Origin of the sequence: Algoriphagus aurantiacus (genome assembly GCF_035156405.1) — a bacterium.
Taxonomy (GTDB): Bacteria; Bacteroidota; Bacteroidia; order Cytophagales; family Cyclobacteriaceae; genus Algoriphagus; species Algoriphagus aurantiacus.
Map to the genome: position 1 here is coordinate 33,751 of NZ_JAXRUT010000002.1, position 22,533 is coordinate 56,283.

Below are 22,533 nucleotides of genomic sequence, written 5' to 3' on the forward strand. Positions count from 1 at the left end.
TCCATGTGACCAAATAAAAACAAATTATAAACACATGAAAGCATCATCAAAAAAAGTGGCATTGGTCACCGGAGCGGCAACAGGAATTGGGCGAGCCATAGCGATACGCTTGGCTCAAGACGGAATCGCAGTAGCCGTAAATTATGTCGGAGACTCAATGCAAGCCGATGAAGTAGTCAATGAAATCAGAGCAGCAGGTGGCACAGCAACCGGATTTCCAGCAGATGTAAGCCAAGTGGTAGCGATAGTCGGACTTTTCAATGACGTAAGCCAAGAATTTGGAGGGATCGATATAGTCGTAGCAAATGCCGGAATAGCAATGATTGGTATTCCTGTTGTTGAAGTTACGGAAGCTGAGTTTGACCGGATTAATGGGGTAAATTATAAAGGAACCTATTTTGTGCTGCAGCAGGCAGCCAAGCACGTCAGAAATGGAGGCCGTATTATTCAAATATCTTCCACAAGTTCACTTTATCCGGCAGCAGGTCTTGGTATTTATGCCCCCAGCAAAGCATCCGGTAGAGTAATTACCGAAATCCTGGCGCAGGAACTCGGTTCCCGTCAAATATCTGTGAATAGTGTTTTCCCCGGCCCTACCAAGACACCTTTAATGGAAAAAGAGGTTTCAAAGGAAGAATTGGAAAGAATCGGCCAAGCAATGAATCTGGGTCGAATGGGGGAACCGGAAGACATTGCGGGGGTAGTGGTATTCCTTGCAGGCCCAGAAGGAGGGTGGATAAACGGACAGCAAATCATTGTAAATGGAGGCGGGAGAATATAACTTTCAATTAAGAAAATAATGGAAATAGGAATAGACAGTTTTGCATCAGGATCCATTCAAAAGGCTGCGGATGGAGCTGATATACTTGAGAAATTGCTGAAAAGGATAGAATATGCTGATCAAGCCGGACTTTCAAGTTTTGGTATTGGGGAGCATCATAGGAGTGAGTTTTTTGATTCGGCACCTGCGGTTATTTTGGCAGCCGCTGCTGCCCGAACCAAGCAGATAAGACTGACTAGTGCAGTTACAGTCTTGAGTGCTGCAGATCCGGTACGGGTTTTTCAGGAATTTGCGACACTTGACCTCATCTCAAAAGGAAGAATAGATTTAGTGGTGGGACGTGGTTCATTTATAGAATCATTCCCTTTGTTCGGATTTGATCTCAATGATTACGATGCACTTTTTATGGAGAAGTTGGAGCTATTAATCCAAATTCAAACCAGTGAAAAGGTAACCTGGTCGGGAAAATTCAGACCTCCTTTAAAGAATCAGGCTATATACCCCAGACTATTTCAGGACCCAATGCCTTTATGGATTGGTGTGGGAGGCACTCCGGCATCATTTGTAAGAGCCGGTAGGTTAGGAATACCTCTGATGATTGCAATAATTGGCGGTGAGCCAAGACGTTTTAGAGGATTGATAGATATGTATAAAGATGCAGGGATAAAGGCAGGGCACGCTCCTGAAAAATTGAAAGTAGGCATACATTGTCTAGGCTATGTAGCTTCCAGCAGAAGTAAGGCATTGGCTGATTATTATCCAGGCTATGCCGAGACGTTTACGCGGATGGGTAGAGAGCGGGGCTGGCCACCGATTACGCCTGCTCATTTCAATTCTCAAGTTGATAAAAATGGAGCACTGATTGTCGGTGAGGCGGAAGAGGTGGCTGAGAAAATCCTGAGATTCAGTGAAGATTTGGGAGGGATTTCCAGATTGACCTTCCAGATGGATAATGCAGGTCTTTCGCATGCACAATTAATGGACTCCATAGAGCTGATAGGAAGTAAGGTAATTACAAGGGTAACTAACTAAAATGAAAAGTAACTTAGAGAAAGTGTCTTAATAGTTGAATTGCTTTAAGATTATCCGCTTTCTTTCCATCACCCAAAAAAGTTGTGGAAGAGAAATACAAGAGCTTGAGTTGAAGTATGGGTTAAGGGAAATAAGAGAATCGAAATACATCGTGTTATGGTGGTCTTCTGAATAGTAACGAAAGAATTTAGCTAGATACTCAGCGCATGTTCGTGGCATGTTTAATTTTTTTGAGCTGTATGTCTGAATTCATTTATTGAACTAGTTCAATGTTTTAGGGCAGTGCGCGGTTCCATCTTTGTATTATCAATTTTAAACAACACGAGAATGAAAAATCTTATTTCAGTATTACTAGTTATAACCTTAAGTTTAGTTTATATGGAGACACAAGCTCAGAGTTTTAAAACTATCGAAGCCGATAAGTTAGAACTGAAAATTTACAACGCATCAGAAAACAGTTTTGGAGTTGCATCGGTCATCGTTTCGGGTAAAACTGATGCGGTTCTGATTGATGCACAATTCACATTGGAAGATGCCGAAAAAGTAGCCCGGGAAATCAAAGAAAGTGGTAAAAAGTTGACCTCCATTTTTGTTTCTCACGGTGATCCTGATTTTTATTTTGGGTTGCAGGTGTTCAAAAACTACTTCCCTGAAGTTACTGCTTATGCATCACCTGCCACAGTGGAGCACATTAAAGCAACAGCGCAGAAAAAATTGGAAGTTTGGGGCGAACGATTGGGTACAAAAATAACTTCCAATGCTATTCTACCCCAAGTGTTAAAAGGAACAAGTATTGATTTGGAAGGCCAGAAATTGGAAATCATGGGTCTGGAAGAATTTCTAAATAAGACATTCGTTTGGATACCTTCTATCAAAGCAGTTGTGGGTGGGATCAATGTGTTCGGAACGACATTCAATCTTTGGATGGCAGATGCCCAAAGTGCTGAAGCCCGTAAAAGTTGGATTATGGTTTTGGACAAAATTGTAGCGTTGAATCCTGAAATCGTGATTCCGGCTCATGCTAACTCAAATTCTCCATTCGATATATCAGCTGTAGCGCATACCAAAAATTACATCCAATTCTACGAAGAAGCATTGAAAACCAATACCACTTCGGAAGCATTGATAGCTGCTTTGAAGGCAGAATATCCAAACCTGACTTTTGAGACCGCCTTGCAGATTGGGGCAAAAGTAAACACGGGAGAAATGAAATGGTAAAATTATCACTACTATGCAGCTTGGCGATGCTTCTTGCATTGTCAAGTTGTATTTCAAACGAAGGAAAAATGACAAATCTTGAAATTATAAAAAGCACTTACGAAGGCAAAACTTCGGAAGAAAATGGCAAGAACTTGGCAAAATATGTGGCGGAAAATATCAGTTGGACTGAAGCCAAAGGTTTTCCTTATGGAGGAACATACATTGGACTGGAAAGTATATCCAACAACGTATTCAGCAGATTAGGCAGCGAATGGATAGATTACAAATTTACACCAGAAGACTATGTGGCAAGTGAGGATAAAGTAGTTGCTTATGGGACCTACACAGGTGCTTATAAAAAAAGCAACAAACCTTTTACGGCCAGAGTTGCTCATATTTGGAAACTCAAACAGGGGAAAATAATCAGCTTTGAGCAATTTGTGGACAGCAAAATGGTAGTTGATGCTACCCAATAAAGACTGATTTTTATTAATTGAGTTTTGACACTAATAGTTTGCCTTTCTTCAGGGAGGATGTATACCCACTTCAAGTGGAGATGGGAGGCAATCCATATGTAAGAGATTTATTAGGGCTAGGCCTTGAGCTGATTTCACCCGATACTAAAAAATAGGTTTTTGCCTAAAAATCAAGATGTTCAATTATAAAACATGTTCACATTTAGGTGTTTATGAAATTATCAATAAGTCTTTTGACCCATTTAAAATAACACAATGTAAAAAGAAGCATTTTTTTTGATCTTTTTTGAAAAAATAAAAGGCTTAAACTATTGTCTAAGCCTTTATGTGCGCTCGGAAGGATTCGAACCCTCAACCCTCAGAGCCGAAATCTGATATTCTATCCAGTTGAACTACGAGCGCAGAAAGTAATGAGAATTGCTCCTCATTACTATAGTTTATTTTTATGCTTCGAGTACAGCCTGTACTTTTTCAGCAGCTTCTTTCAGCGTAATTGCAGATGAAACTTTCAATCCTGATTCGTCAATGATTTTTGCACCTTCAGCAGCATTTGTTCCCTGTAGTCTTACGATGATAGGAACTCTGATGTCTCCGATTGATTTGTAAGCTTCTACTACACCACTTGCGATTCTGTCGCATCTTACGATACCACCGAACACATTGATAAGAATAGCTTTTACATTTGGATCCTGAAGAATGATTCTGAAACCAGCCTCTACAGTAGTAGCATTTGCCCCTCCCCCTACATCTAGGAAGTTAGCAGGTTCGCCACCTACCAATTTGATCATGTCCATAGTTGCCATCGCAAGACCGGCTCCATTCACCATGCAACCTACGTTTCCGTCAAGTTTCACATAGTTCAAGCCTGATTCACCAGCTTCTACTTCCAATGGATCTTCCTCTGCCACATCTCTCAATGCTGCCAATCCTTTTTGTCTATATAGAGCATTGTCATCGATGTTCACTTTAGCATCTACTGCCAAGATCTTATCATCGGACGTTTTCAATACCGGGTTGATTTCAAATTGAGAAGAATCAGTTCCTTCGTAAGCATTGTAAAGGGCAGTGATAAATTTCACCATTTCTTTATGTGCATTACCAGAAAGACCTAATCCAAATGCTACTTTTCTAGCTTGGAAAGGCTGAAGACCAACTTTAGGGTCGATCCACTCTTTCATGATTTTCTCAGGAGAGTTTTCTGCAACTTCCTCGATGTCCATTCCACCTTCGGTAGAGGCCATGATTACATTGCTTCCTGTAGCTCTATCCAATAGAATAGACAGGTAATATTCCTTTGGCTCAGAGGCGCCTGGATAATACACATCCTCAGCGATCAAAACCTTATTTACTACTTTTCCTTCTGGACCAGTCTGGTGAGTTACCAAGGTACCTCCAAGGATATTTTTAGCCTTTTCAGAGACATCTTCCAATTTCTTGGCAAGTACTACTCCGTTAGAACCTGTTTCATTGACTTTGCCTTTTCCACGGCCACCTGCGTGAATCTGAGCTTTGATCACAAACCAGCTAGTACCAGTTTGCTCTTTCAACTTAACGGCTGCTTCATGAGCTGCTTCAGGTGTGTCGGCGACTATACCTTCCTGAATACGAACTCCGTAACCTTTTAATACTTCTTTAGCCTGATATTCGTGAATATTCATCCTTTGGAAATTTTTGCTCGAAGTTAAGCCCTAAGACTCGATAAATCAAACCTGAGTTTTTCCTTTTTCAGGAAAAAAAGCCGTTAATTTCCAATTGAGATAGGCATTTGGCCTATTTTTGAAAGAATAACAAATGTTAGCATGCTGAAAGCCAATGGAATCCATAAATCATATGGAAGCCTACAAGTATTAAAAGGTGTAGATCTAGAAATTTTAACTTCTGAAATTGTTTCCATAGTCGGTTCCTCTGGAGCTGGGAAAAGTACATTACTCCATATTCTCGGGACTTTGGATCAACCGGATCAGGGTACTTTGGAGATGGATGGGAAAAAGCTCCTCAATCTAAAAGGAGATGAGTTGGCCAAATTCCGAAATGAACGGATTGGCTTTATTTTTCAATTTCATAATCTACTTCCTGAATTCACCGCTCAGGAAAATATCATGATTCCAGGATTGATCGGTCAGGCGTCTACCGATTCATTACTCAAGAAATCAGGTGAACTGGCGGAATTGCTTGGCATTTCGCATCGTTTAGATCACAAACCTTCCACACTTTCAGGCGGAGAGCAGCAGAGAGTGGCTGTGGCACGTGCACTGATCAATAGCCCGGCAGTTGTATTTGCTGATGAACCTAGCGGTAATCTGGACACTCAAAATGCTAAAGGTCTCCATGAATTGTTTTTCACACTTCGAAAAGAATTGGGACAAGCTTTCGTCATCGTCACGCATAATGAAGAGCTTGCCGAAATGGCCGACCGGAAAGTAGTGATGCAGGATGGGATGATTTAATAAGATTTTAGACGCTAGTCGCTAGAAATAAGATACTAGACGCTAGACTCAATGATTGTTGAAGGGAAATTGGAGTGAGACAGAAAAATTATTGGGGCAAGTAACCTTCAGACGAGCCAAAACCAAAGATTTTAGAATAGACCTTTTTAGCGCAAGTCTTCAGACTTGTGCCTAGACTTAATGCAGTCTTCAGACTGCTGTTTTGTAAAAAGTAATTGGAAGAAGTCAGGAGACTGCATTTTTAAAAGTCCAAGTCTGAAGACTTGAACTAATTGGTAGTAGGAAAGTTGTCGCGAGAAATAAATAGCGCCTTCGCGCCTCCCGATAGCTATCGGGAGCGGGAGATTTTTCTGGTTTAGCTTACTTCTGCAGCCCCTTCAACATCGCCTCAATATGTCCTTTCGACTCAAACATCTCTGAGAAAACGGCCGCTATCTTGTGGTCTTTATCTATGAGATAAGTAATTCTTTTGGGCATTTTGATAAGGGGTATGAGCGCATCGTAGGACTTGCATACCTCACCAGTGGGATCAGAAAGCAAATCAAATGGAAGCCTATACTCCTTTTTGAACCTTTCGTGCGTCTCTATATCATCCTTGCTGATACCCAATACAGGGATTTCCAGATTGCGGAAAGCTGCAAATTGATCTCTGAATTCACAGGCCTCTGCGGTACATCCTTTGGTGAAATCTTTTGGATAAAAGTAAAGAATGAAGGCTTTGCCTTTCAAATCAGTAGACAAATCGATTGATTTAGCTCCGGTGGATTTGAGATTGAATTCCGGTGCGGTACTTCCTGTTTTTAATGCCATAAACACTAAAACCCAAGTTGCAGATAATGGTTCGCGCAGTAGATGAGATTTTGTAAACTTTTATTGAACTATTAAGCTTACAAATTCCTTAAAAAAACATCACTCTGAAAAGCTACGATTTTGAAGATTAACAGTGTCCAGTCCATGCTTTTGGCTGGAATATTTTTCGCTCTGATGAATGTTTCTGTCAAGTACATTCCGCACATTCCTGCCATAGAAATCATCGTTTTCAGATCTGTATTCTCCTTGATATTTAGCTATTTGGTATTAAAAAAACAAAAGGTAAATGTCTTTGGCAATAATAAGAAATGGCTGATTATCCGTGGTGTAGTTGGATCTATTGGTTTGATTTCCTTCTTCTATACACTTCAAAATATTCCACTGGCAAGTGCTGTTATTATTCAATACCTGTCGCCGATCTTTACCACGATTTTCGGGATATTTCTACTGAGAGAAAAAGTGAAGCCTATACAATTTCTTTTTTTTGCCATTTCTTTTGTAGGCGTGATCGTAATTCAGGGAGTTGACGCAAGGGTAGATACGTTCTGGGCCGTAGTGGGAATTATCTCTGCAATATTCTCTGGCTTGGCGTATAATGTCATTCGCAAACTGAAGAACACGGAGCATCCTCTGGTGATCATATTCTATTTTCCACTGGTGACTTTGCCTTTTGTCCTGATCGTCTCAGCTTTTGGCTGGGTGAATCCTGTAGGCTGGGATTGGGTGATATTGCTTTTTATTGGCATTTGTACCCAGACGGCTCAGTATTTCTTGACGATTGCTTATCAAAATGCAAATGTGTCCAAAGTGGCCAGTCTTACTTACATAGGGATAGTTTACGCATTGATATTTGGTTTTTTCTTTTTCGGAGAAATGTTCAATGCCCTTGCTTATGTGGGAATGGGGCTTGTTTTACTGGGCATTCTACTGAATATGCGGGTGAAGCAAGTTTCGTGAATGAATTGGACAGGAATCTAAAGCAGGTTATTTTTGAATTTAGGTAACTACGAAAAATGAAAATCACCAAAGACTTATACAAGGGATCGTTGGCCCTTCTTACAGATTTTTATCAGCTGACTATGGCTTATGCTTACTGGAAGTCGGGCAAGGCTGAGCAGGAAGCTGTGTTCAATCTTTTCTTTCGCAAGCATCCGTTTCAGGGTGGATTTACAATCGCTGCTGGTTTGGATTATGTAGTGGATTACTGCAAAAATTTCAAATTCAGTGAAGAAGACCTGAGTTATCTAGCTACCATGAAAGGCAAGAATGATCAGGTGTTGTTTGAAAGTGGTTTTTTGGACTACCTCAGAGAAATGAAGTTCAGCTGCGATATCGATGCAGTGGAAGAAGGCACAGTGGTTTTTCCCAATACTCCATTGGTTCGTGTGAAAGGTCCCTTGATCCAATGTCAATTATTGGAGACACCGCTTTTAAATATCATTAATTTCCAAAGCCTGATTGCGACCAAAGCAGCTCGGATCAATTTGTCCGCTCAGGGTGAGCCTATATTGGAATTTGGCCTACGGCGTGCTCAGGGAATTGATGGGGGATTAGCCGCTTCTAGAGCAGCTTATATTGGAGGATGTGCTTCTACAAGCAATGTGATGGCTGGCAAACTGTTTGGAATTCCTGTCTCGGGTACACATGCACATAGCTGGATCATGTCCTTCGAGACAGAGATGGAAGCCTTTGAAGCCTATGCTGATGCTTTTCCTGATCAATCCATTTTCCTGGTTGATACCTATGATACAGTCAATGGAATTAAAAATGCCATCAAAGTTGGCAACGCTTTGCGAAGCAAGGGCAAAGAAATGGTGGGTATCCGAATAGACTCTGGTGACTTGGCCTATTTCAGTAATATCGCCAGAGAGATGCTCGATGAAGCAGGTTTCCCAGACGCTAAAATAGTCGCCTCGAATGATTTGGATGAAAATATAATTACGTCCTTAAAAGGTCAGGAGTCATCTATCAATGTATGGGGAGTCGGCACAAAACTGGTGACGGCTTTTGATCAGCCTGCCCTGGGCGGAGTATATAAGTTATCAGCTATCCGAGATAAAAATGGTGCTTGGGTTCCCAAAATCAAACTTTCTCAGCAGTCCCTGAAAATCAATATCCCAGGCTTGCATACTGTCAAGCGTTTCTTTTCTAAGGGAATGGCAGTTGCAGATATGATTTATCTTGATTCTCAGGAATTAAACCCCAAGGCTGCCTTAATCATAGATCCGAATGATCAAACCAGAAGAAAGCGAATGATGCCAGCTTTTTACCAAGAGGAAATATTGCTGAAGCCAGTCTTCGAGCATGGTAAACTGATTTATAAGCTTCCTACAATTAGTCAGATCAGAGACAGAGTACAAAGTCAACTAAACTCGCTGGATAAAACGCACAAGAGACTGGTGAATCCCCATTTATATCCAATCGGTTTGGAAGAAAATCTACATAATTTGAGAATGGAATTGGTACTGAAAGCTAAACAACTTGACAATGGCAATGAACCTGAAAAATAGTGCATTACTGATTGTGGATGTACAAAATGATTTTCTTCCTGGTGGCGCTTTGGCAGTTAGTAATGGTGATGAGGTCGTACCTGTCATCAATGCCTTGCAGGAGAAATTCAATTTTATTGTTGCCACCCAAGATTTTCACCCTGCGGATCATGGAAGCTTTGCAGCAAGTCATAAGGGAAAAAGTGCGGGAGAGGAAATTAAATTGAATGGTTTACAGCAAAAGCTATGGCCTATCCACTGTGTCCAAGGATCAGAAGGAGCGGAGTTTCATGAGGAGTTGAATCCTATCAAGTGGAAGGCAATTTTTCAAAAAGGCAAAAACCCTGAAGTGGATTCCTATTCTGGTTTCTTTGACAATGCACGCAGGGAAGATACCGGTCTTGGAGATTTTCTTCAAAACGAAGGGATAATGAACGTATATGTCACTGGGCTGGCACAGGACTATTGTATCAAATTCACTGCGTTGGATTCAGTTAGTCTAGGGTTCAAAACTTACCTGATCACCGATGCCACCAAAGCCGTGAACCTTGAGCCTAGAGATGGTGATGAAGCGTTAGAAGAAATGAAAAAAGCAGGAGTGATCCTTATTGAAAGTACAGCTATACTAGATTAATCATGTTTGAATACAATTCAGAAAAGCATTACCCTAAGGAGACCGAAAGCAGGGTCCTGATTAGATTTCAGGATTGTGACCCACTTCGTCACTTGAACAACGCAAAGTATTTCGATTACTTTTTCAATGCCCGGGAAGATCAGGTACCCAAGCTTTACGGGGTAGAAATGATGGATTTTATCAAAAAGTACCAAGCTGCCTGGGTGATATACAATCATAATATTTCCTATGTGAAGCCAGCGATGGTGGGCGAATGGGTTCGCATTAAGAGCCGTATTATCTGGCATAATCACAATACAGTGGTTTTGGAATATTACATGACTGATGATAGTGAGATGCAATTGAAAACTCTCCTGTGGACTACCATGCGCTATGTGACACTGGCAGAAGGGAAATCTACCGATCACACCGGGGCAGTCAATGAATTCCTAACAGCGACTTCGCTGAACTTGGATATTTCTGGTATTCAGATTAAAGATCGCGTAAAATCACTTTCACAAGAGCTTAAAAAGAATTGATATAAATCAAATATTTGTATCTAAGCGAACAAGACCTGTGCATTAGCGTACAGGTTTTTATTTTTTAAAATATTTATTTTCAGGCACTTATAAATTTTTCAAAAATTAATTTTTACTATCATTTGCAATAAAGTGTAACCTGCACTTTTACCGAATTAGTCCGGAACTGTTCGGGTTTAATACAATTTCATAGCAAATCGATCGCTTTCCATACAGACAGGAACAGGTTATTAGTATGATAACCAAATTTTATTTTGTTTGATTGTTAATATTTGCAAATAAGGTAAGGGCCCAAAATGGCATTGAAAGGCCCTTCTGGGACAGTTGGTATATGGTTCGCAACTGGGACAAGCATAACTCTAAACCAACAAATGTTATGAAAACCTTATTCACATTCGCACTAGCAGGACTTTTAGCTACCAGTACATTTGCCTCCAATGATCTAGAAGATTTGAAAGCAAATTCATCCGTTCACACCAGTTTCAAGAGAATCTCAGTACTTCTAAATGGGGGTGTAGGCAAAGCAAAAATTGCCATTTACGATATGAACGGGAAAAAACTTCACTCCCGAATAGTAAAAGCAAGTGAGGACCTACGTGTTCCTTACGATTTGAACAGCCTTCCTTGTGCAGAGTACAAAGTAAAGATTTCCACCGATGAGGAAGAAGTGATCTACACTGTAGAGACAGTTGAGAAAGAGGAGCCAACCCCTGCTATGTTGCCACTGATGGCTTATGGTAAAAAGATTGATAGATATACCGTTAATCTTTTGGTGATAGGATTGGAAGAACCAGGAGTAGACGTCAAAATTAAAAAAGTATCTGATGACAAGGTAATTCATCAAGAAACGGTAGATCAACCAGAAGGCTTCCGAAAAAATTACAGATTGAATGGAGTGCAACCCGAGGATGTTTATTTCGAAGTAACTGACGTAAAAGGTAGAACCCGTATAATATATATTTGAATTCTAAACCAGCCTCTTGTGCAAAGGCCCTAAATTGAATGATTTGGGGCTTTTTTGTTTGCCAAGTTTTTTTTACCACATAGGAGCCACATAGGAAAACATAGATTGATGTATTGGTTTTAATGCTTGAACTCTCTTGAGCATAAAAGCCACTATTTTCTTAGCATGTGCGCTGTTAAGTCATTAGCGATTTGCTCCAGGTCGGTACCAAGTAGCTCTTTATTGACCCGCAGAACTTTCTCTCTTTCCAGTTTTGGCAATTGCTCGAAACCATAAAATGCCCCCAAAATCCCACCTGCTACTGCTGATGTGGTGTCATTATCCCTTCCGAAATTGACTAGGAAAGTAAGCGTACCCATAAATTCAAAGTCTGCATAAATCATGGCCGTTAGTGTTTGAAGCCAAATTTCACCAGAATGGAATGGCATGTCCTGAAGTCGCTGATCCAGCTGGGTAAAAGCAAATTGTAATGCTTTGCTATTTTCTTTAAGTTGATTACCTAAGCTGTCTTGCTTAGCTGCTTCTGCGGAGATCCAGAGTGCATTTTTCAGAATAGAATGGGCTGTTCGACCTACCAATCGACTTTGAAAGTAATGGGCAGGATCCAATCTTAGGGAAGCGAGTAAATCTTCTTTTGTAGCACCTAGTTTCATTCCAGCCGCTGTCATTGCAGCGGATTGGGCGGTTATATCCTTCGCATACCCTAGATCATACAATGAAAGTTTATAAGCCTCCTGATACGCCTTTTCCGGATTTCCTGGAAAATATGAACCAATTGATGGGGCATAGAGTAATCCCGCACAAACCATTTCACCTCCATAGAATTTCCCCAAAGAATCAGCATAGCCTATCAGATTATCTTCAATAAAGGGTTGACTTACTTTAGCCCACTCTTGTAGCCATCCTAACTTTAAGTAAGCCGACTCAAAAGGTTCAGGATCAACTGTTTTTATTTCTTTAAATTCCTTTGTGTAAAGCTCATAAGTAGTGAGAATATGCTTTACAAAATCTTTAGCATTCAATTCATTGCTTTTTTGAGTCAACAAGTAAGTTGAAGCCAACACTTTCCAGCGTGTATCATCTGTGGTGCCACCCGCAGGAAGATTAGCTATCCAAACCCCTTCTGGAGAAACTTCACGAATCATAGAATCCAGGCTTTCTACAAAACCATATTCAAGCTTGATCGCATCCCGTGCCCACATCTCCGTGGGAGCGCCCATCGCGTCACCAATTGCAGATCCCACTAGCATGCCTAAGATTTTGTCATGCAGTTGCTTTTCGGACATACCCAACTCAGGCACTTCCTGATCGGAAAATTGGATAGGAGATGAGGATTCCTTTTTGTTACATGCAGTAATTAGCAGTAGGAAAAGAACAAAAAGACTACAGTTTTTCATTGTGACAAAATAAGTTTTCTGGCTTTTTTAAGAAGTGATTTCTTCTCTTCTAAGGAAAGTGACAAGGGGAGCTGAGCTATGCCTATGAGCCTACGCATGATTTCCATACCTCGATAAGCATTCACCAGGTTAACAGCGTAGCTATGTTTATAAAGTTTCAAAAAGTCCAATTGGCAACTATAATTCATCCTTGCCAAATCAAAATGAGCGAAAAGAACCCCAAGATCAAATTCGTTATCACCCATATAAGAAAACTCGGTGTCGATGATTTTGACTCCATTGTCAGTCTTAAGCCAGGAAGCTGGATAAAAATCTCCGTGCAATAAAGTGGTTCCCTGTGATAAATACCGTTGGCCTAGTAAATCTAGGGCAGATTTTAATTTATTGTCCCTTTTATACTTCAAGCTTATTTCCTGCAAACCTGGCTGAATTAAATCCAAGTCAAATCCATTATCTTCTTTAAATGGAAAGTGGAAAAGGTGCTCATGATTCAGCTTTTTCATTTTTAGGTTGTCAGGGAAATTACTCACTTCTACATTATGCAAAGCATTTAAATACCTGCTAATGGAATGAAAATCACTCATTTCCCATTTATAATCTTTTCCATAAATGTCATTGAAGTCTTTTCCAGCTCCAAGATCATCCATCAGTAGAATGTAATGTTCAGGATTGTAAAGAATCACTCCTGGACTATAGCTGCTGAGTACTTCATCAACTTCTATGAGCTGGTAGTAGCATAGTTCAATCTCAATTCTTTCTATGGGAGCTGGAATTTGTGGGAATTTCCGTACGAATGGTTTGGATTGCTTCAGGATAACTGATCTTAAGTTTGTTTTTATTCTTAATACCAGATTCATATTACTTTCTCCCGCAGGTTCCACTGAAAGAAGCTTTTCATCATCTTTCCAAAGTGGGAGAGCGTGTAGCTTTTTCAGGCTGGAATGTTCGTTTAGATCGATCATAATGTTGTGTTAGGGTATTAATTATCGAAACTATAAATAAGTTTAAACACTAAGGCACCTTTTATAAAAGTTCCAAAATGAGATGGAAAAGGTCTTTTCGAAGACAATTGAAATCGAGCATAACTCGATAATCACTCACCGGGATGACAATAATAATGCGAGATTCCATCTGACCATTGAAAAACAAAAAATAAACAGATGAAATCGAGCATGACGCAAGCGACACACAGAGGGATGATTTTCCACGGTCCGAGATTCCATATGACCTATAAAAATCAAATTATAAACATATGAAATCGAGCATGACTCAAGAGTCACACGGAGGAATGATTATCTATGATGCGAGATTCCATCCCGATTTTCGGGACAGGTAATGGCCTTTAAGAGACAAATTATAATCATATGAAATGGCGGGAATTAAAATCCCTATTTTTGATATGAATTAAACCCATAATATAGACACCATGTTTGGACTACCCCGAACTCTTTACACGGAAGAGCATGATCTCTTCAGAGCCAGTGTAAGAGATTTTATAGCAAAAGAAATAACCCCATATAACGCACAATGGGAAAAAAATAAGATGGTTTCACGGGAAAGTTGGCGTAAACTTGGTGAAAGTGGATTTTTAGGAATACAGGCACCAGAGCGTCTTGGAGGAATGAATATTCAGGATTTTAGGTACAACGCTATTTTTATAGAAGAACTTGGGTTGAGTGGATGCTCAGCTCCGGCAATAGGTTACCCCCTTCACAACGATATTGTAATACCTTATATTTTGCACTTTGGAACTGAACAAGCCCTTGAAAAGTATATTCCCAAGATGGTTTCAGGAGAATACATAGGAGCTGTAGCTATGACAGAACCGGGAGCTGGAAGTGACCTACAGGGCATGCGTACTAGTGCTATTGATCAGGGAGATCATTACTTAGTAAATGGAAGTAAAACTTTCATTACTAATGGGTATTTATCTGATGTAGTAGTGGTTGCAGTGAAAACTGATCCTAAGAAGGGAGCAAAAGGAATTAGCCTCATCTTACTGGATAATTCTATGGTGGGATATACCAAAGGTCTTCCATTTGATAAGGTTGGTCTACACGCGCAAGATACCTGCGAGTTATTTTTTGAAGATGTAAAAGTCCCAAAAGAGAACTTGTTGGGTTTGGAAGGTGAGGGCTTCAAATACCTGATGACCGAGCTGGCTCAGGAGCGCTTGGTAGTGGCACTGGCGGCTGTTGCTTTGGGCGAATATATGCTTGAGGAAACCATTAAATATGTAAAGGAACGAAGGGCATTTAATCAGGCGATATCTGACTTTCAAAATACCCGTTTTAAATTGGCAGAAATGTGTGCGGCACTAGAGCAGGGTAGAATTTATTGCGACCATCTTGTTCTGCTTCACAATGATGGGAATCTGGATTCAGCCATGGCTTCAGCAGCTAAATACAATATGACCGAGTTGCAGTGTAAAGTTGCTGATGAATGTGTGCAGCTACATGGTGGCTATGGATATATGTGGGACTATGGGGTGGCAAGAGCCTATGCGGATGCTAGAGTTCAGCGTATTTATGCAGGTACAAATGAGATTATGAAAGAACTCATCGCAAGAAAAATTTTGAAATAGGAAAGAAAACTTTTGACCTAAGCCAAGATTTTGATTAATTCAACAAATAGTTGCACCCACAATAACTCTTATTATGAAGGATTTTCCCTGGTTTAAGCATTACCCTGATTCTGTACCAAAGGAAGTAGATTGTACCGCCTATGCTAGTGTTGCAGAACTTTTTGAAGAAAGCGTAAAGAAGTATGGTGATTCTGTGGCTTATGAATGCATGGGAAAAACCATGACATTCAATGAGTTAAATAAGTTAAGTAAAAATTTTGCATGCTACTTGACACAGGTTCTGCGCTTGGAAAGGGGAACCCGAGTGGCTATCCAGATGCCCAACACCCTACAATATCCTGTTGCTATGTTTGGGGCGCTTCGGGCTGGAATGATCGTGGTGAATACCAACCCGCTATATACTTCCTCAGAGATGAAGCATCAGTTCAAAGATTCCGGAGCTGAATTAATCATTATAGTAGCCAATTTTGCAGATAACCTAGAGAAAATACTTTCTGAAATTCCAGCTAAACATGTAATTGTGACCGAGTTGGGGGATTTACTCGGTGGACTCAAAGGGACCATAGTCAATCTGGTCGTGAAATACATCAAGAATATGGTACCGGCTTTTTCTATTCCACAGGCTGTTTCCTTTAAATCAGCCTTGGCACAAGGGGCGAATCATACATTTAAATCTGTTAAACTCACTTTGGAGGATACTGCCTTTCTCCAGTATACTGGTGGTACGACAGGTGTATCCAAAGGTGCTGAATTAACACACGGGAATATTGTGGCAAACATGCAGCAGATCTCCGCTTGGATGAAGCCAAAATTGAAAGAACGTGAAGAGATAGTCATTACGGCTTTGCCTCTGTATCACATTTTTGCGCTGACGGTTAATTGTCTTGCTATGCTTAAAATCGGTGCTCACAACCTGTTGATTACCAATCCACGTGACATGCCTGCTTTTTGCAAGGATCTATCCAAAAAGAAATTTACTGTCTTTACTGGGGTCAATACGTTATTTAATGGTTTGCTAAATCAAGAAACATTTAAGTCTCTTGATTTCAGTAAATTAAAAATAGCAGTAGGGGGAGGGATGGCAGTGCAAAAAGCAACTGCTGAAAAATGGATGGCGGTGACAGGAACTCCGTTGGCCGAAGGCTATGGCCTTACCGAAACTTCGCCAGTAGCTTCCTGCAATCCAATCGATGGAACTGAAAGAATTGGTACGATTGGGATTCCACTTCCGAATACCGAGTTTATGGTCATAGATGATGAGGGAAATATTCTTCCAGTCGGTGAGCGTGGAGAAATATGCATCAAAGGTCCGCAAGTAATGAAGGGATATTGGAATAAGCCAAAGGAAACAGCCGAGGTGATGATGGGAGACTGGTTCAAAAGCGGCGATATCGGAGTGATGGACAATGATGGCTTTACAAAGATCGTGGATAGAAAGAAGGAGATGATCCTTGTTTCCGGATTCAATGTATATCCTAATGAAGTGGAAAATGTGATCGCTTCCTATCCAGGAGTACTGGAGGTAGGGGTGATTGGTATATCAGATCCAAAGTCCACTGAGCGTGTTGTGGCTTATTTGGTGGTGAAAGATAAGTCAATCACTAAGGAACAAATCATTGCGCATTGCCATGAATCTCTTACGAATTATAAATGCCCGAAGGAGGTTTATTTCGTAGATGAACTACCTAAGTCAAATGTGGGCAAGATTCTGAGAAGAAAAATCAAGGAAGCACATATGGAGAAGGTGGGGAAATAAAGTTCAGCGTATTCTATTTCTAGTAATCGGACGCAGTTAATGATGGGCGATTTAATCCTCGGGCAGGGTTGATGGGTATTACGGTCTGTGCTATCATACACCTAGTTAATAACTTTTCCTAAGGCTGCTTAAACTTTTGATAAATAGTAGTTTATGTGAGGTGTTTAAATCAAAAAAGCCATCCTGAGATGGCTTTTGTAATGATGATAAAAGGTATGAATCAGATCACCGATTCGAAGTATGCGATAGTTTTAACCAATCCTTCTCTAAGCTGTACAGTAGGCTCCCAGTCCAGTTCTTTTTTTGCCAGGTCAATTAGAGGTTTCCTCTGCATAGGATCATCCTGAGGCAATGGCAAAAAGACCATTTCACTTTTACTGTTTGTCAATTCAATGATTTGCTGGGCAAGTTCAAGCATAGTGAATTCGCCTGGATTTCCGATGTTTACTGGTCCGGTAAATCCATCTCGACTATTCATAAGCCTGTACATTCCCTCTATGTTATCATCTACATAGCAGAAAGACCGGGTTTGCATTCCATCTCCATACATAGTGATATCCTTTCCTTGCAGCGCTTGTACGATGAAATTACTAACTACACGGCCATCATTAGGATGCATTCTTGGTCCAAAGGTATTGAAAATCCTCATGACTTTAATCGCAACTTTATGCTGACGGTAATAATCGAAAAAGAGAGTTTCAGCACATCTCTTTCCTTCATCGTAGCAAGCCCGTGGGCCAAGTGTGTTTACACTTCCTTTGTAGCTTTCTGGTTGAGGATGAACTTCCGGATCTCCGTAAATCTCAGAAGTACTGGCTTGAAGGATTTTGATTTTCAAGCGCTTTGCCAAGCCCAACATATTCATTGCACCGATCACAGACGTTTTAGTGGTCTGCACCGGATCAAACTGATAATGAATAGGAGAAGCAGGACAAGCTAGGTTATAAATTTCATCCACCTCTACATAAAGTGGATGCGTGACATCGTGGCGGAGTAATTCAAAATTCTTATTGTCGAGCAGGTGGTGAATATTTCTTCTATTACCTGTGAAAAAATTATCTACGCAAAGAACTTCATTTCCTTCGTTTAGAAGGCGATCACAAAGGTGGCTACCAAGAAATCCGCCGCCACCACTTACTAATACTCGTTTCATTCACTTTAAACAAAAGGGTTAAAAACACTGGTGGCCAAAAATAAGCAAATGTTTATCAAAATAAAGGAAAAGAAATCAGGGAATGGGATTTGGATGCTAGTTATACTAGATGCTTAATTACTTTGGCAGGATTTCCGAGAATCACCACATCGGTTGAAAAGCTCTTTGTGACAACTGATCCCGCAACAATTACCGTACGCTCACCAATGCATGCTGACATCATGGCAAATCACCGTAGATCTATACATCATCTTCAATAGTGATAGGCTTGCTACATTGTCACAGTTCACCTCGTGTTTTGTGATCTAAAAGGTAGGTCCCGGCATAAAATTGAACATAGAGAGTGACCAGCACCCGATTTCCTAAAGTTACTTTGCAGATGTCAAGAACTACACAATTGAAGTTGAAGAATACATCATCTCCAACTTCAATATTTGATCCGTAGTCGCAGTAAAAGGAGGTTCTATCCAGAATTTTAACCGGTTTTCCTGAAGACTTCAATCTAGAGAAACTCTCGATTCAGTATCCTCTTGATCTGAATTATTGATTTTTACCAGCTTTCGAGCTTTCAAGCGCTCTGATACTAATTGTGCATCGCTGGCTTGGTAGAGGTCGTCGGCAAGCACTTTTCCCTTTTCTGTCATTTCTTTTGACTATAAAGCAGCGCTGCTTCTACACCTCGGATTTCTGCAAGGCCTTTTAATCTGCCAATGGCTGAGTAGCCTGGGTTAGTTTTTTTGCTCAAATCATCCAACATCAGATGACCATGATCCGGCCGCATTGGAAGACTTTTGCCTCGCTTCTGCTGAACTTGAATGAGCTCATCAATCACTGCAACCATTGGTACATTTCCATCCAAATGATTGTCTTCAAAGAAATTACCTTTTTCATCTCTTCTGGTACTACGCAAATGGATGAAGTGAATGTGACTACCAAACTCCTTGACCATAGCTGGAAGATCATTGTCCGCTCTCACTCCAAAAGAACCTGTGCAGAACGTTAAACCATTGTAAGGACTTGGCTGATCTCTTAGAATTCTTCTGGCATCATCTGCTGTACTCATGATGCGAGGAAGTCCGAATAATGAAAATGGAGGGTCATCAGGATGGATAGCGACGCTCACGCCATTTTCTTCAGCCACTGGAACTATTGCATCGAGAAATAGCCTTAAATGATCCGCGAGTTTGGCAGCGTCGATTCCATTATAAGTTGTCAGCATGGTTTTGAATTCTTTCAGGGTATATCCAATCTCTGAACCCGGAAGCCCTTTCAGGATATTATCGAAAATCATTTGATACTTGGTAGGGCTAAGACCTTCGTAGTAAGTTTTGACTTCATCATATTCTTCTTTAGAGTATTCTGATTCTGCGCCAGGTCTTTTTAATATAAATAAATCAAATGCCTGAACAGCTTTCTTCTCATACAGTAATGCTTTGGCACCGTTTGGAAGCTCATACTCTAAATCTGTGCGGGTCCAATCCAGAATAGGCATAAAGTTATAGCATACCGTATATATACCTTCTGCGGCTAGATTCCGAATGGTTTCTTTATAGTTTTCGATTACTTCTAGGTAGTTCCCCGAGCGTGTTTTGATCACTTCATGCACAGGAACAGATTCTACAACTGACCAGGTCAGACCAGCTGCTTCAATGATGTTTTTGCGTTTCTTAATTTCTTCCCTTGACCAAGTTTCTCCATTCGGAATATGGTGAAGGGCTGTTACGATTCCTGTTGCTCCTGACTGGAGTATATCTCTTAGACTAACTGGGTCATTTGGGCCATACCAGCGCATGGTTTGTTCCATTTTATAGGTCATAGTATTGGGATTAATAGTCAATAATCAAAATCAACGTTCAATTTTCAAAAGTCACCCTGAGTGCCCGCCTCCCGGAGGGCAGGTAGTCGAAGGGTAAATTTTTTACACTCCTGAATAGGCTCCAAACCCACCATCTACAGCGACAATAGTTCCTGTCACAAATTCTGATGCATCAGCACAAAGCCAATGTAACGCGCCATTTAAATCTTCAGGTTTACCAAATCTATCCATTGGAGTGTGGCTCATTATCTGATTTCCTCTTTGGGTAAGGCTTCCGTCAGATTCGGTGAGAAGTGCTCTGTTTTGCTCGGTAAGGAAAAATCCTGGAGCAATGGCGTTGACTCTAAAGCCTGGCCCATGTTTGGAGCAAAGCTCAATAGCTAAGAATTTGGTGAGATTGTCAATTGCCGCTTTGGCAGAAGCATATCCTATTACCCGAGTCATTGGTCTAGATGCTGCCATGGAGCTAATGTTTATGATATTTCCTTTTCCATTTTTTAGCATAAGCGGAAAAAGAATCTTGGAAGGAATAGCTGTACCCAAGTAGTTCAGATCCATTACTTTTCGCAAGGCATCCAATTCCAAGTCCTTTAAAGTTTTGTCAGGAGTAATTACCGCTCCTGGCATATTTCCACCCGCCGCATTAATCAGAATATCGATGTAGCCATGCTCATTTTCTATTTCTGAATAGGCTCCTTGAATGCTAGCTTCATCAGTGACATCGCAGATATAACCAAACGCTTTGCCTCCGGCATTTTTTATCTGCTCTACCAAATCTTCCACCTTCGCGGGTGTACGCCCCAAGATCAAGACTTCTGCACCTTCATTAGCTAGGTATAAACTCATAGAACTACCAAGTACTCCAGTGGCTCCGGAAAAGGCTATTTTTTTCCCTTCGAGAGAGAATAGTGAATTACTCATAATTAAACCTGAATGTTTTTTGGACTAAAGTCAAAATATTGTTTTGCATTATTGTAGCAGATATCAGAGATGATACCACCCAGCCATTTTTCATCCCAAGGAAGTTCGCCATTGGCAACATCTTGTCCAAATAGATTGCAAAGCACACGACGGAAATATTCATGGCGTGGAAAGGAAAGGAAGCTACGGGAATCCGTAAGCATTCCTATAAAACAGCTAACCAGACCCATATTTGAAAGTGTATTGATCTGTTTCTCCATACCATCTTTTTGATCCAAATACCACCAGCCTGAACCAAATTGGATTTTGCCTTTTACAGATCCGTCATTGTAGTTGCCTATCATCGTGGCAAAAACCTCATTGTCACAGGGATTGAGGTTGTAGATCACTGTTTTGGTAAGCTGATCATCTGAGTTTAACTCATTGAAAAAGCCAGACATAGCTTTTGCCTGATCAAAATCACCTATAGAGTCATAGCCAGTATCTGGTCCTAGAATTCTAAGGGAGCGTTCATTGGTATTTCGAAGAGCTCCCAGGTGAAATTGCTGTACCCATCCTTTGGCATGGTACATTTTGCAAAGTGCCAGGATAGTGGTGTACTTGAAGAAATTTACTTCTTGTGTGGAAAGTGTTTTTCCTGCCAGCACTTGTGAGAAAATGGAAGCTATAGAATACTCATTTTCGCCAAAAAAGTACAATTGCTCCAGGCCATGATCAGATAGTCTACAGCCACGCTCATGGAAGTATTCTATTCTTTTACTCAATGCCTCCAAAAGTTTCTCGTATGAGGTGATCTCAAATCCAGTAGTTTCTCCCAGATTTGAGACGTAGGCTTTATAGGCAGAAGGGTTTTCTACTGCATAGGATTTATCAGGTCGGAATGCAGGATACATGCCCAAATCATTGCCTTTTTTGTGAAAAGAAATATGCTGATCCAAGGAATCAATCGGGTCATCAGTAGAGCATACAACTTCCACTTTCATTTGTGATAAAAGTCCCTGAGTAGAGTAGGAGTCTTGCTTCAAGACAGTATTGCAGTGCTTGTAAACTTCAGCGGCATTTGATTCGGAAAGTAACTCATCAAATCCAAAGTATCTTTTCAACTCAAGGTGGGACCAGTGGTAAAGGGGATTTCTAAGTGTGTAAGGCAATGTTTTCGCCCAGCTGTTAAATTTCTCCTCGTCTGAGCCATCTCCGGTTATAAATTTCTCATTGATGCCAAAGGTTCGCATTGCCCTCCATTTATAGTGGTCACCTGCAAGCCAGATTTTGGAGATATTTTCAAATTTTTTATTTGCATTGATTTCAGCAGGCGGAAGGTGATTATGATAATCTATAATGGGTAAGTCCTTGGCATACTGATGATAAAGCGTTTTAGCAAAATCATTCTGCAAAAGAAAATCGTCAGATAGGAAGGACGCCTTCGTGGTTGAATAGGGCATTGGTTATTTCGGGTAAAATTCTACAACTTTTTATTAACCTAAAAATACCCTGAATCAGCTTCATTTGAGGAATAAAATGCGGAAACGATTTCGAAATTATGCAAGCGGTATAG

Annotated in this window: 21 protein-coding genes and 1 tRNA gene; 12 read left to right on the top strand and 10 right to left on the bottom strand. The window is 40.6% G+C overall.

Annotated features, from left to right (window positions below):
- Nucleotides 1–34: 34 nt before the first annotated feature.
- From SYJ56_RS02105 to SYJ56_RS02120, 4 genes are all read left to right on the top strand, one after another.
- Nucleotides 35–781 carry an SDR family oxidoreductase gene (locus SYJ56_RS02105; RefSeq protein WP_323831934.1) on the top strand — a complete coding sequence of 249 codons (747 nt, stop codon included), beginning with the start codon at nt 35–37 and terminating at the stop codon, nt 779–781.
- Nucleotides 782–799: 18 nt separating this feature from the next.
- On the top strand, nt 800–1,813 hold the full coding sequence (locus tag SYJ56_RS02110; RefSeq protein ID WP_323831935.1) for an Atu2307/SP_0267 family LLM class monooxygenase: 1,014 nt from the start codon (nt 800–802) through the stop codon (nt 1,811–1,813).
- Nucleotides 1,814–2,140: 327 nt separating this feature from the next.
- Entirely contained in the window at nt 2,141–3,031 is an 891-nt protein-coding gene (locus SYJ56_RS02115) for an MBL fold metallo-hydrolase (RefSeq protein WP_323831936.1), read from the top strand.
- 68 nt (nt 3,032–3,099) lie between these two features.
- Nucleotides 3,100–3,489 (top strand): nuclear transport factor 2 family protein, encoded by a 390-nt coding sequence (locus SYJ56_RS02120; protein ID WP_323831937.1) that lies wholly within the window; start codon nt 3,100–3,102, stop codon nt 3,487–3,489.
- A 328-nt stretch (nt 3,490–3,817) separates the two neighbouring features.
- Here SYJ56_RS02120 and SYJ56_RS02125 read toward each other — a convergent pair.
- A tRNA-Arg gene (locus tag SYJ56_RS02125) sits at nt 3,818–3,891 on the bottom strand.
- Between the two features lie 41 nt (nt 3,892–3,932).
- Entirely contained in the window at nt 3,933–5,147 is a 1,215-nt protein-coding gene (sucC, locus tag SYJ56_RS02130) for an ADP-forming succinate--CoA ligase subunit beta (protein ID WP_323831938.1), read from the bottom strand.
- Nucleotides 5,148–5,288: 141 nt separating this feature from the next.
- Between sucC and SYJ56_RS02135 the strand changes: the two genes are divergently transcribed.
- Nucleotides 5,289–5,936, top strand: a complete 648-nt coding sequence (locus SYJ56_RS02135) for an ABC transporter ATP-binding protein (protein WP_323831939.1) — start codon at nt 5,289–5,291, stop codon at nt 5,934–5,936.
- Nucleotides 5,937–6,296: 360 nt separating this feature from the next.
- Here SYJ56_RS02135 and SYJ56_RS02140 read toward each other — a convergent pair whose 3' ends face one another.
- A complete protein-coding gene (locus SYJ56_RS02140) occupies nt 6,297–6,746 on the bottom strand; it encodes a peroxiredoxin (protein WP_323831940.1) in 450 nt (149 codons plus the stop codon).
- 144 nt (nt 6,747–6,890) lie between these two features.
- Between SYJ56_RS02140 and SYJ56_RS02145 the strand changes: the two genes are divergently transcribed.
- The 5 genes from SYJ56_RS02145 (at nt 6,891) to SYJ56_RS02165 (ending at nt 11,351) form a co-directional block, all read left to right on the top strand.
- Complete coding sequence (locus tag SYJ56_RS02145) at nt 6,891–7,703, top strand: DMT family transporter (RefSeq protein WP_323832275.1); 813 nt, start codon at nt 6,891–6,893, stop codon at nt 7,701–7,703.
- Nucleotides 7,704–7,759: 56 nt separating this feature from the next.
- On the top strand, nt 7,760–9,256 hold the full coding sequence (locus tag SYJ56_RS02150; protein WP_323831941.1) for a nicotinate phosphoribosyltransferase: 1,497 nt from the start codon (nt 7,760–7,762) through the stop codon (nt 9,254–9,256).
- On the top strand, nt 9,234–9,869 hold the full coding sequence (pncA, locus tag SYJ56_RS02155) for a bifunctional nicotinamidase/pyrazinamidase (protein WP_323831942.1): 636 nt from the start codon (nt 9,234–9,236) through the stop codon (nt 9,867–9,869). The genes SYJ56_RS02150 and pncA overlap by 23 nt, the downstream gene beginning before the upstream one ends.
- Before the next feature lie 2 nt (nt 9,870–9,871).
- Entirely contained in the window at nt 9,872–10,387 is a 516-nt protein-coding gene (locus tag SYJ56_RS02160; RefSeq protein ID WP_323831943.1) for an acyl-CoA thioesterase, read from the top strand.
- 376 nt (nt 10,388–10,763) lie between these two features.
- On the top strand, nt 10,764–11,351 hold the full coding sequence (locus SYJ56_RS02165; RefSeq protein ID WP_323831944.1) for a hypothetical protein: 588 nt from the start codon (nt 10,764–10,766) through the stop codon (nt 11,349–11,351).
- A 152-nt stretch (nt 11,352–11,503) separates the two neighbouring features.
- On the opposite strand, the gene SYJ56_RS02170 is transcribed toward SYJ56_RS02165, so the two are convergent.
- The gene (locus SYJ56_RS02170; protein ID WP_323831945.1) at nt 11,504–12,748 is read right to left on the bottom strand and encodes an ADP-ribosylglycohydrolase family protein; all 1,245 of its coding nucleotides are present in this window, start codon (nt 12,746–12,748) and stop codon (nt 11,504–11,506) included.
- Nucleotides 12,745–13,710: an aminoglycoside phosphotransferase gene (locus SYJ56_RS02175; protein ID WP_323831946.1), complete on the bottom strand. Its 966-nt coding sequence runs from the start codon at nt 13,708–13,710 to the stop codon at nt 12,745–12,747. The genes SYJ56_RS02170 and SYJ56_RS02175 overlap by 4 nt, the downstream gene beginning before the upstream one ends.
- Before the next feature lie 464 nt (nt 13,711–14,174).
- Between SYJ56_RS02175 and SYJ56_RS02180 the strand changes: the two genes are divergently transcribed.
- Both SYJ56_RS02180 and SYJ56_RS02185 read left to right on the top strand, forming a co-directional pair.
- Complete coding sequence (locus SYJ56_RS02180; RefSeq protein WP_323831948.1) at nt 14,175–15,332, top strand: acyl-CoA dehydrogenase family protein; 1,158 nt, start codon at nt 14,175–14,177, stop codon at nt 15,330–15,332.
- Between the two features lie 73 nt (nt 15,333–15,405).
- The gene (locus tag SYJ56_RS02185) at nt 15,406–17,088 is read left to right on the top strand and encodes an AMP-binding protein (RefSeq protein WP_323831950.1); all 1,683 of its coding nucleotides are present in this window, start codon (nt 15,406–15,408) and stop codon (nt 17,086–17,088) included.
- A gap of 220 nt (nt 17,089–17,308) precedes the next feature.
- On the opposite strand, the gene SYJ56_RS02190 is transcribed toward SYJ56_RS02185, so the two are convergent.
- From SYJ56_RS02190 to uxaC, 5 genes are all read right to left on the bottom strand, one after another.
- Complete coding sequence (locus SYJ56_RS02190) at nt 17,309–18,241, bottom strand: UDP-glucuronic acid decarboxylase family protein (RefSeq protein WP_323831952.1); 933 nt, start codon at nt 18,239–18,241, stop codon at nt 17,309–17,311.
- Nucleotides 18,242–18,738: 497 nt separating this feature from the next.
- The gene (locus tag SYJ56_RS02195) at nt 18,739–18,885 is read right to left on the bottom strand and encodes a maltose acetyltransferase domain-containing protein (protein ID WP_323831954.1); all 147 of its coding nucleotides are present in this window, start codon (nt 18,883–18,885) and stop codon (nt 18,739–18,741) included.
- Nucleotides 18,882–20,057 (bottom strand): mannonate dehydratase, encoded by a 1,176-nt coding sequence (uxuA, locus tag SYJ56_RS02200; RefSeq protein ID WP_323831956.1) that lies wholly within the window; start codon nt 20,055–20,057, stop codon nt 18,882–18,884. Before uxuA ends, SYJ56_RS02195 begins: the two co-directional genes overlap by 4 nt.
- A gap of 102 nt (nt 20,058–20,159) precedes the next feature.
- Nucleotides 20,160–20,978 (bottom strand): SDR family oxidoreductase, encoded by an 819-nt coding sequence (locus SYJ56_RS02205; protein ID WP_323831958.1) that lies wholly within the window; start codon nt 20,976–20,978, stop codon nt 20,160–20,162.
- Between the two features lie 2 nt (nt 20,979–20,980).
- A complete protein-coding gene (gene uxaC / locus SYJ56_RS02210) occupies nt 20,981–22,420 on the bottom strand; it encodes a glucuronate isomerase (protein ID WP_323831960.1) in 1,440 nt (479 codons plus the stop codon).
- Between the last annotated feature and the right edge of the window lie 113 nt (nt 22,421–22,533).

Coding starts and splice junctions, on each gene's coding strand:
- SYJ56_RS02105 (WP_323831934.1), top strand. CDS start 35: ATGAAAGCATCATCAAAAAAAGTGGCATTGGTCACCGGAGCGGCAACA.
- SYJ56_RS02110 (WP_323831935.1), top strand. CDS start 800: ATGGAAATAGGAATAGACAGTTTTGCATCAGGATCCATTCAAAAGGCT.
- SYJ56_RS02115 (WP_323831936.1), top strand. CDS start 2,141: ATGAAAAATCTTATTTCAGTATTACTAGTTATAACCTTAAGTTTAGTT.
- SYJ56_RS02120 (WP_323831937.1), top strand. CDS start 3,100: ATGACAAATCTTGAAATTATAAAAAGCACTTACGAAGGCAAAACTTCG.
- sucC (WP_323831938.1), bottom strand. CDS start 5,147: ATGAATATTCACGAATATCAGGCTAAAGAAGTATTAAAAGGTTACGGA.
- SYJ56_RS02135 (WP_323831939.1), top strand. CDS start 5,289: ATGCTGAAAGCCAATGGAATCCATAAATCATATGGAAGCCTACAAGTA.
- SYJ56_RS02140 (WP_323831940.1), bottom strand. CDS start 6,746: ATGGCATTAAAAACAGGAAGTACCGCACCGGAATTCAATCTCAAATCC.
- SYJ56_RS02145 (WP_323832275.1), top strand. CDS start 6,891: ATGCTTTTGGCTGGAATATTTTTCGCTCTGATGAATGTTTCTGTCAAG.
- SYJ56_RS02150 (WP_323831941.1), top strand. CDS start 7,760: ATGAAAATCACCAAAGACTTATACAAGGGATCGTTGGCCCTTCTTACA.
- pncA (WP_323831942.1), top strand. CDS start 9,234: ATGGCAATGAACCTGAAAAATAGTGCATTACTGATTGTGGATGTACAA.
- SYJ56_RS02160 (WP_323831943.1), top strand. CDS start 9,872: ATGTTTGAATACAATTCAGAAAAGCATTACCCTAAGGAGACCGAAAGC.
- SYJ56_RS02165 (WP_323831944.1), top strand. CDS start 10,764: ATGAAAACCTTATTCACATTCGCACTAGCAGGACTTTTAGCTACCAGT.
- SYJ56_RS02170 (WP_323831945.1), bottom strand. CDS start 12,748: ATGAAAAACTGTAGTCTTTTTGTTCTTTTCCTACTGCTAATTACTGCA.
- SYJ56_RS02175 (WP_323831946.1), bottom strand. CDS start 13,710: ATGATCGATCTAAACGAACATTCCAGCCTGAAAAAGCTACACGCTCTC.
- SYJ56_RS02180 (WP_323831948.1), top strand. CDS start 14,175: ATGTTTGGACTACCCCGAACTCTTTACACGGAAGAGCATGATCTCTTC.
- SYJ56_RS02185 (WP_323831950.1), top strand. CDS start 15,406: ATGAAGGATTTTCCCTGGTTTAAGCATTACCCTGATTCTGTACCAAAG.
- SYJ56_RS02190 (WP_323831952.1), bottom strand. CDS start 18,241: ATGAAACGAGTATTAGTAAGTGGTGGCGGCGGATTTCTTGGTAGCCAC.
- SYJ56_RS02195 (WP_323831954.1), bottom strand. CDS start 18,885: ATGACAGAAAAGGGAAAAGTGCTTGCCGACGACCTCTACCAAGCCAGC.
- uxuA (WP_323831956.1), bottom strand. CDS start 20,057: ATGACCTATAAAATGGAACAAACCATGCGCTGGTATGGCCCAAATGAC.
- SYJ56_RS02205 (WP_323831958.1), bottom strand. CDS start 20,978: ATGAGTAATTCACTATTCTCTCTCGAAGGGAAAAAAATAGCCTTTTCC.
- uxaC (WP_323831960.1), bottom strand. CDS start 22,420: ATGCCCTATTCAACCACGAAGGCGTCCTTCCTATCTGACGATTTTCTT.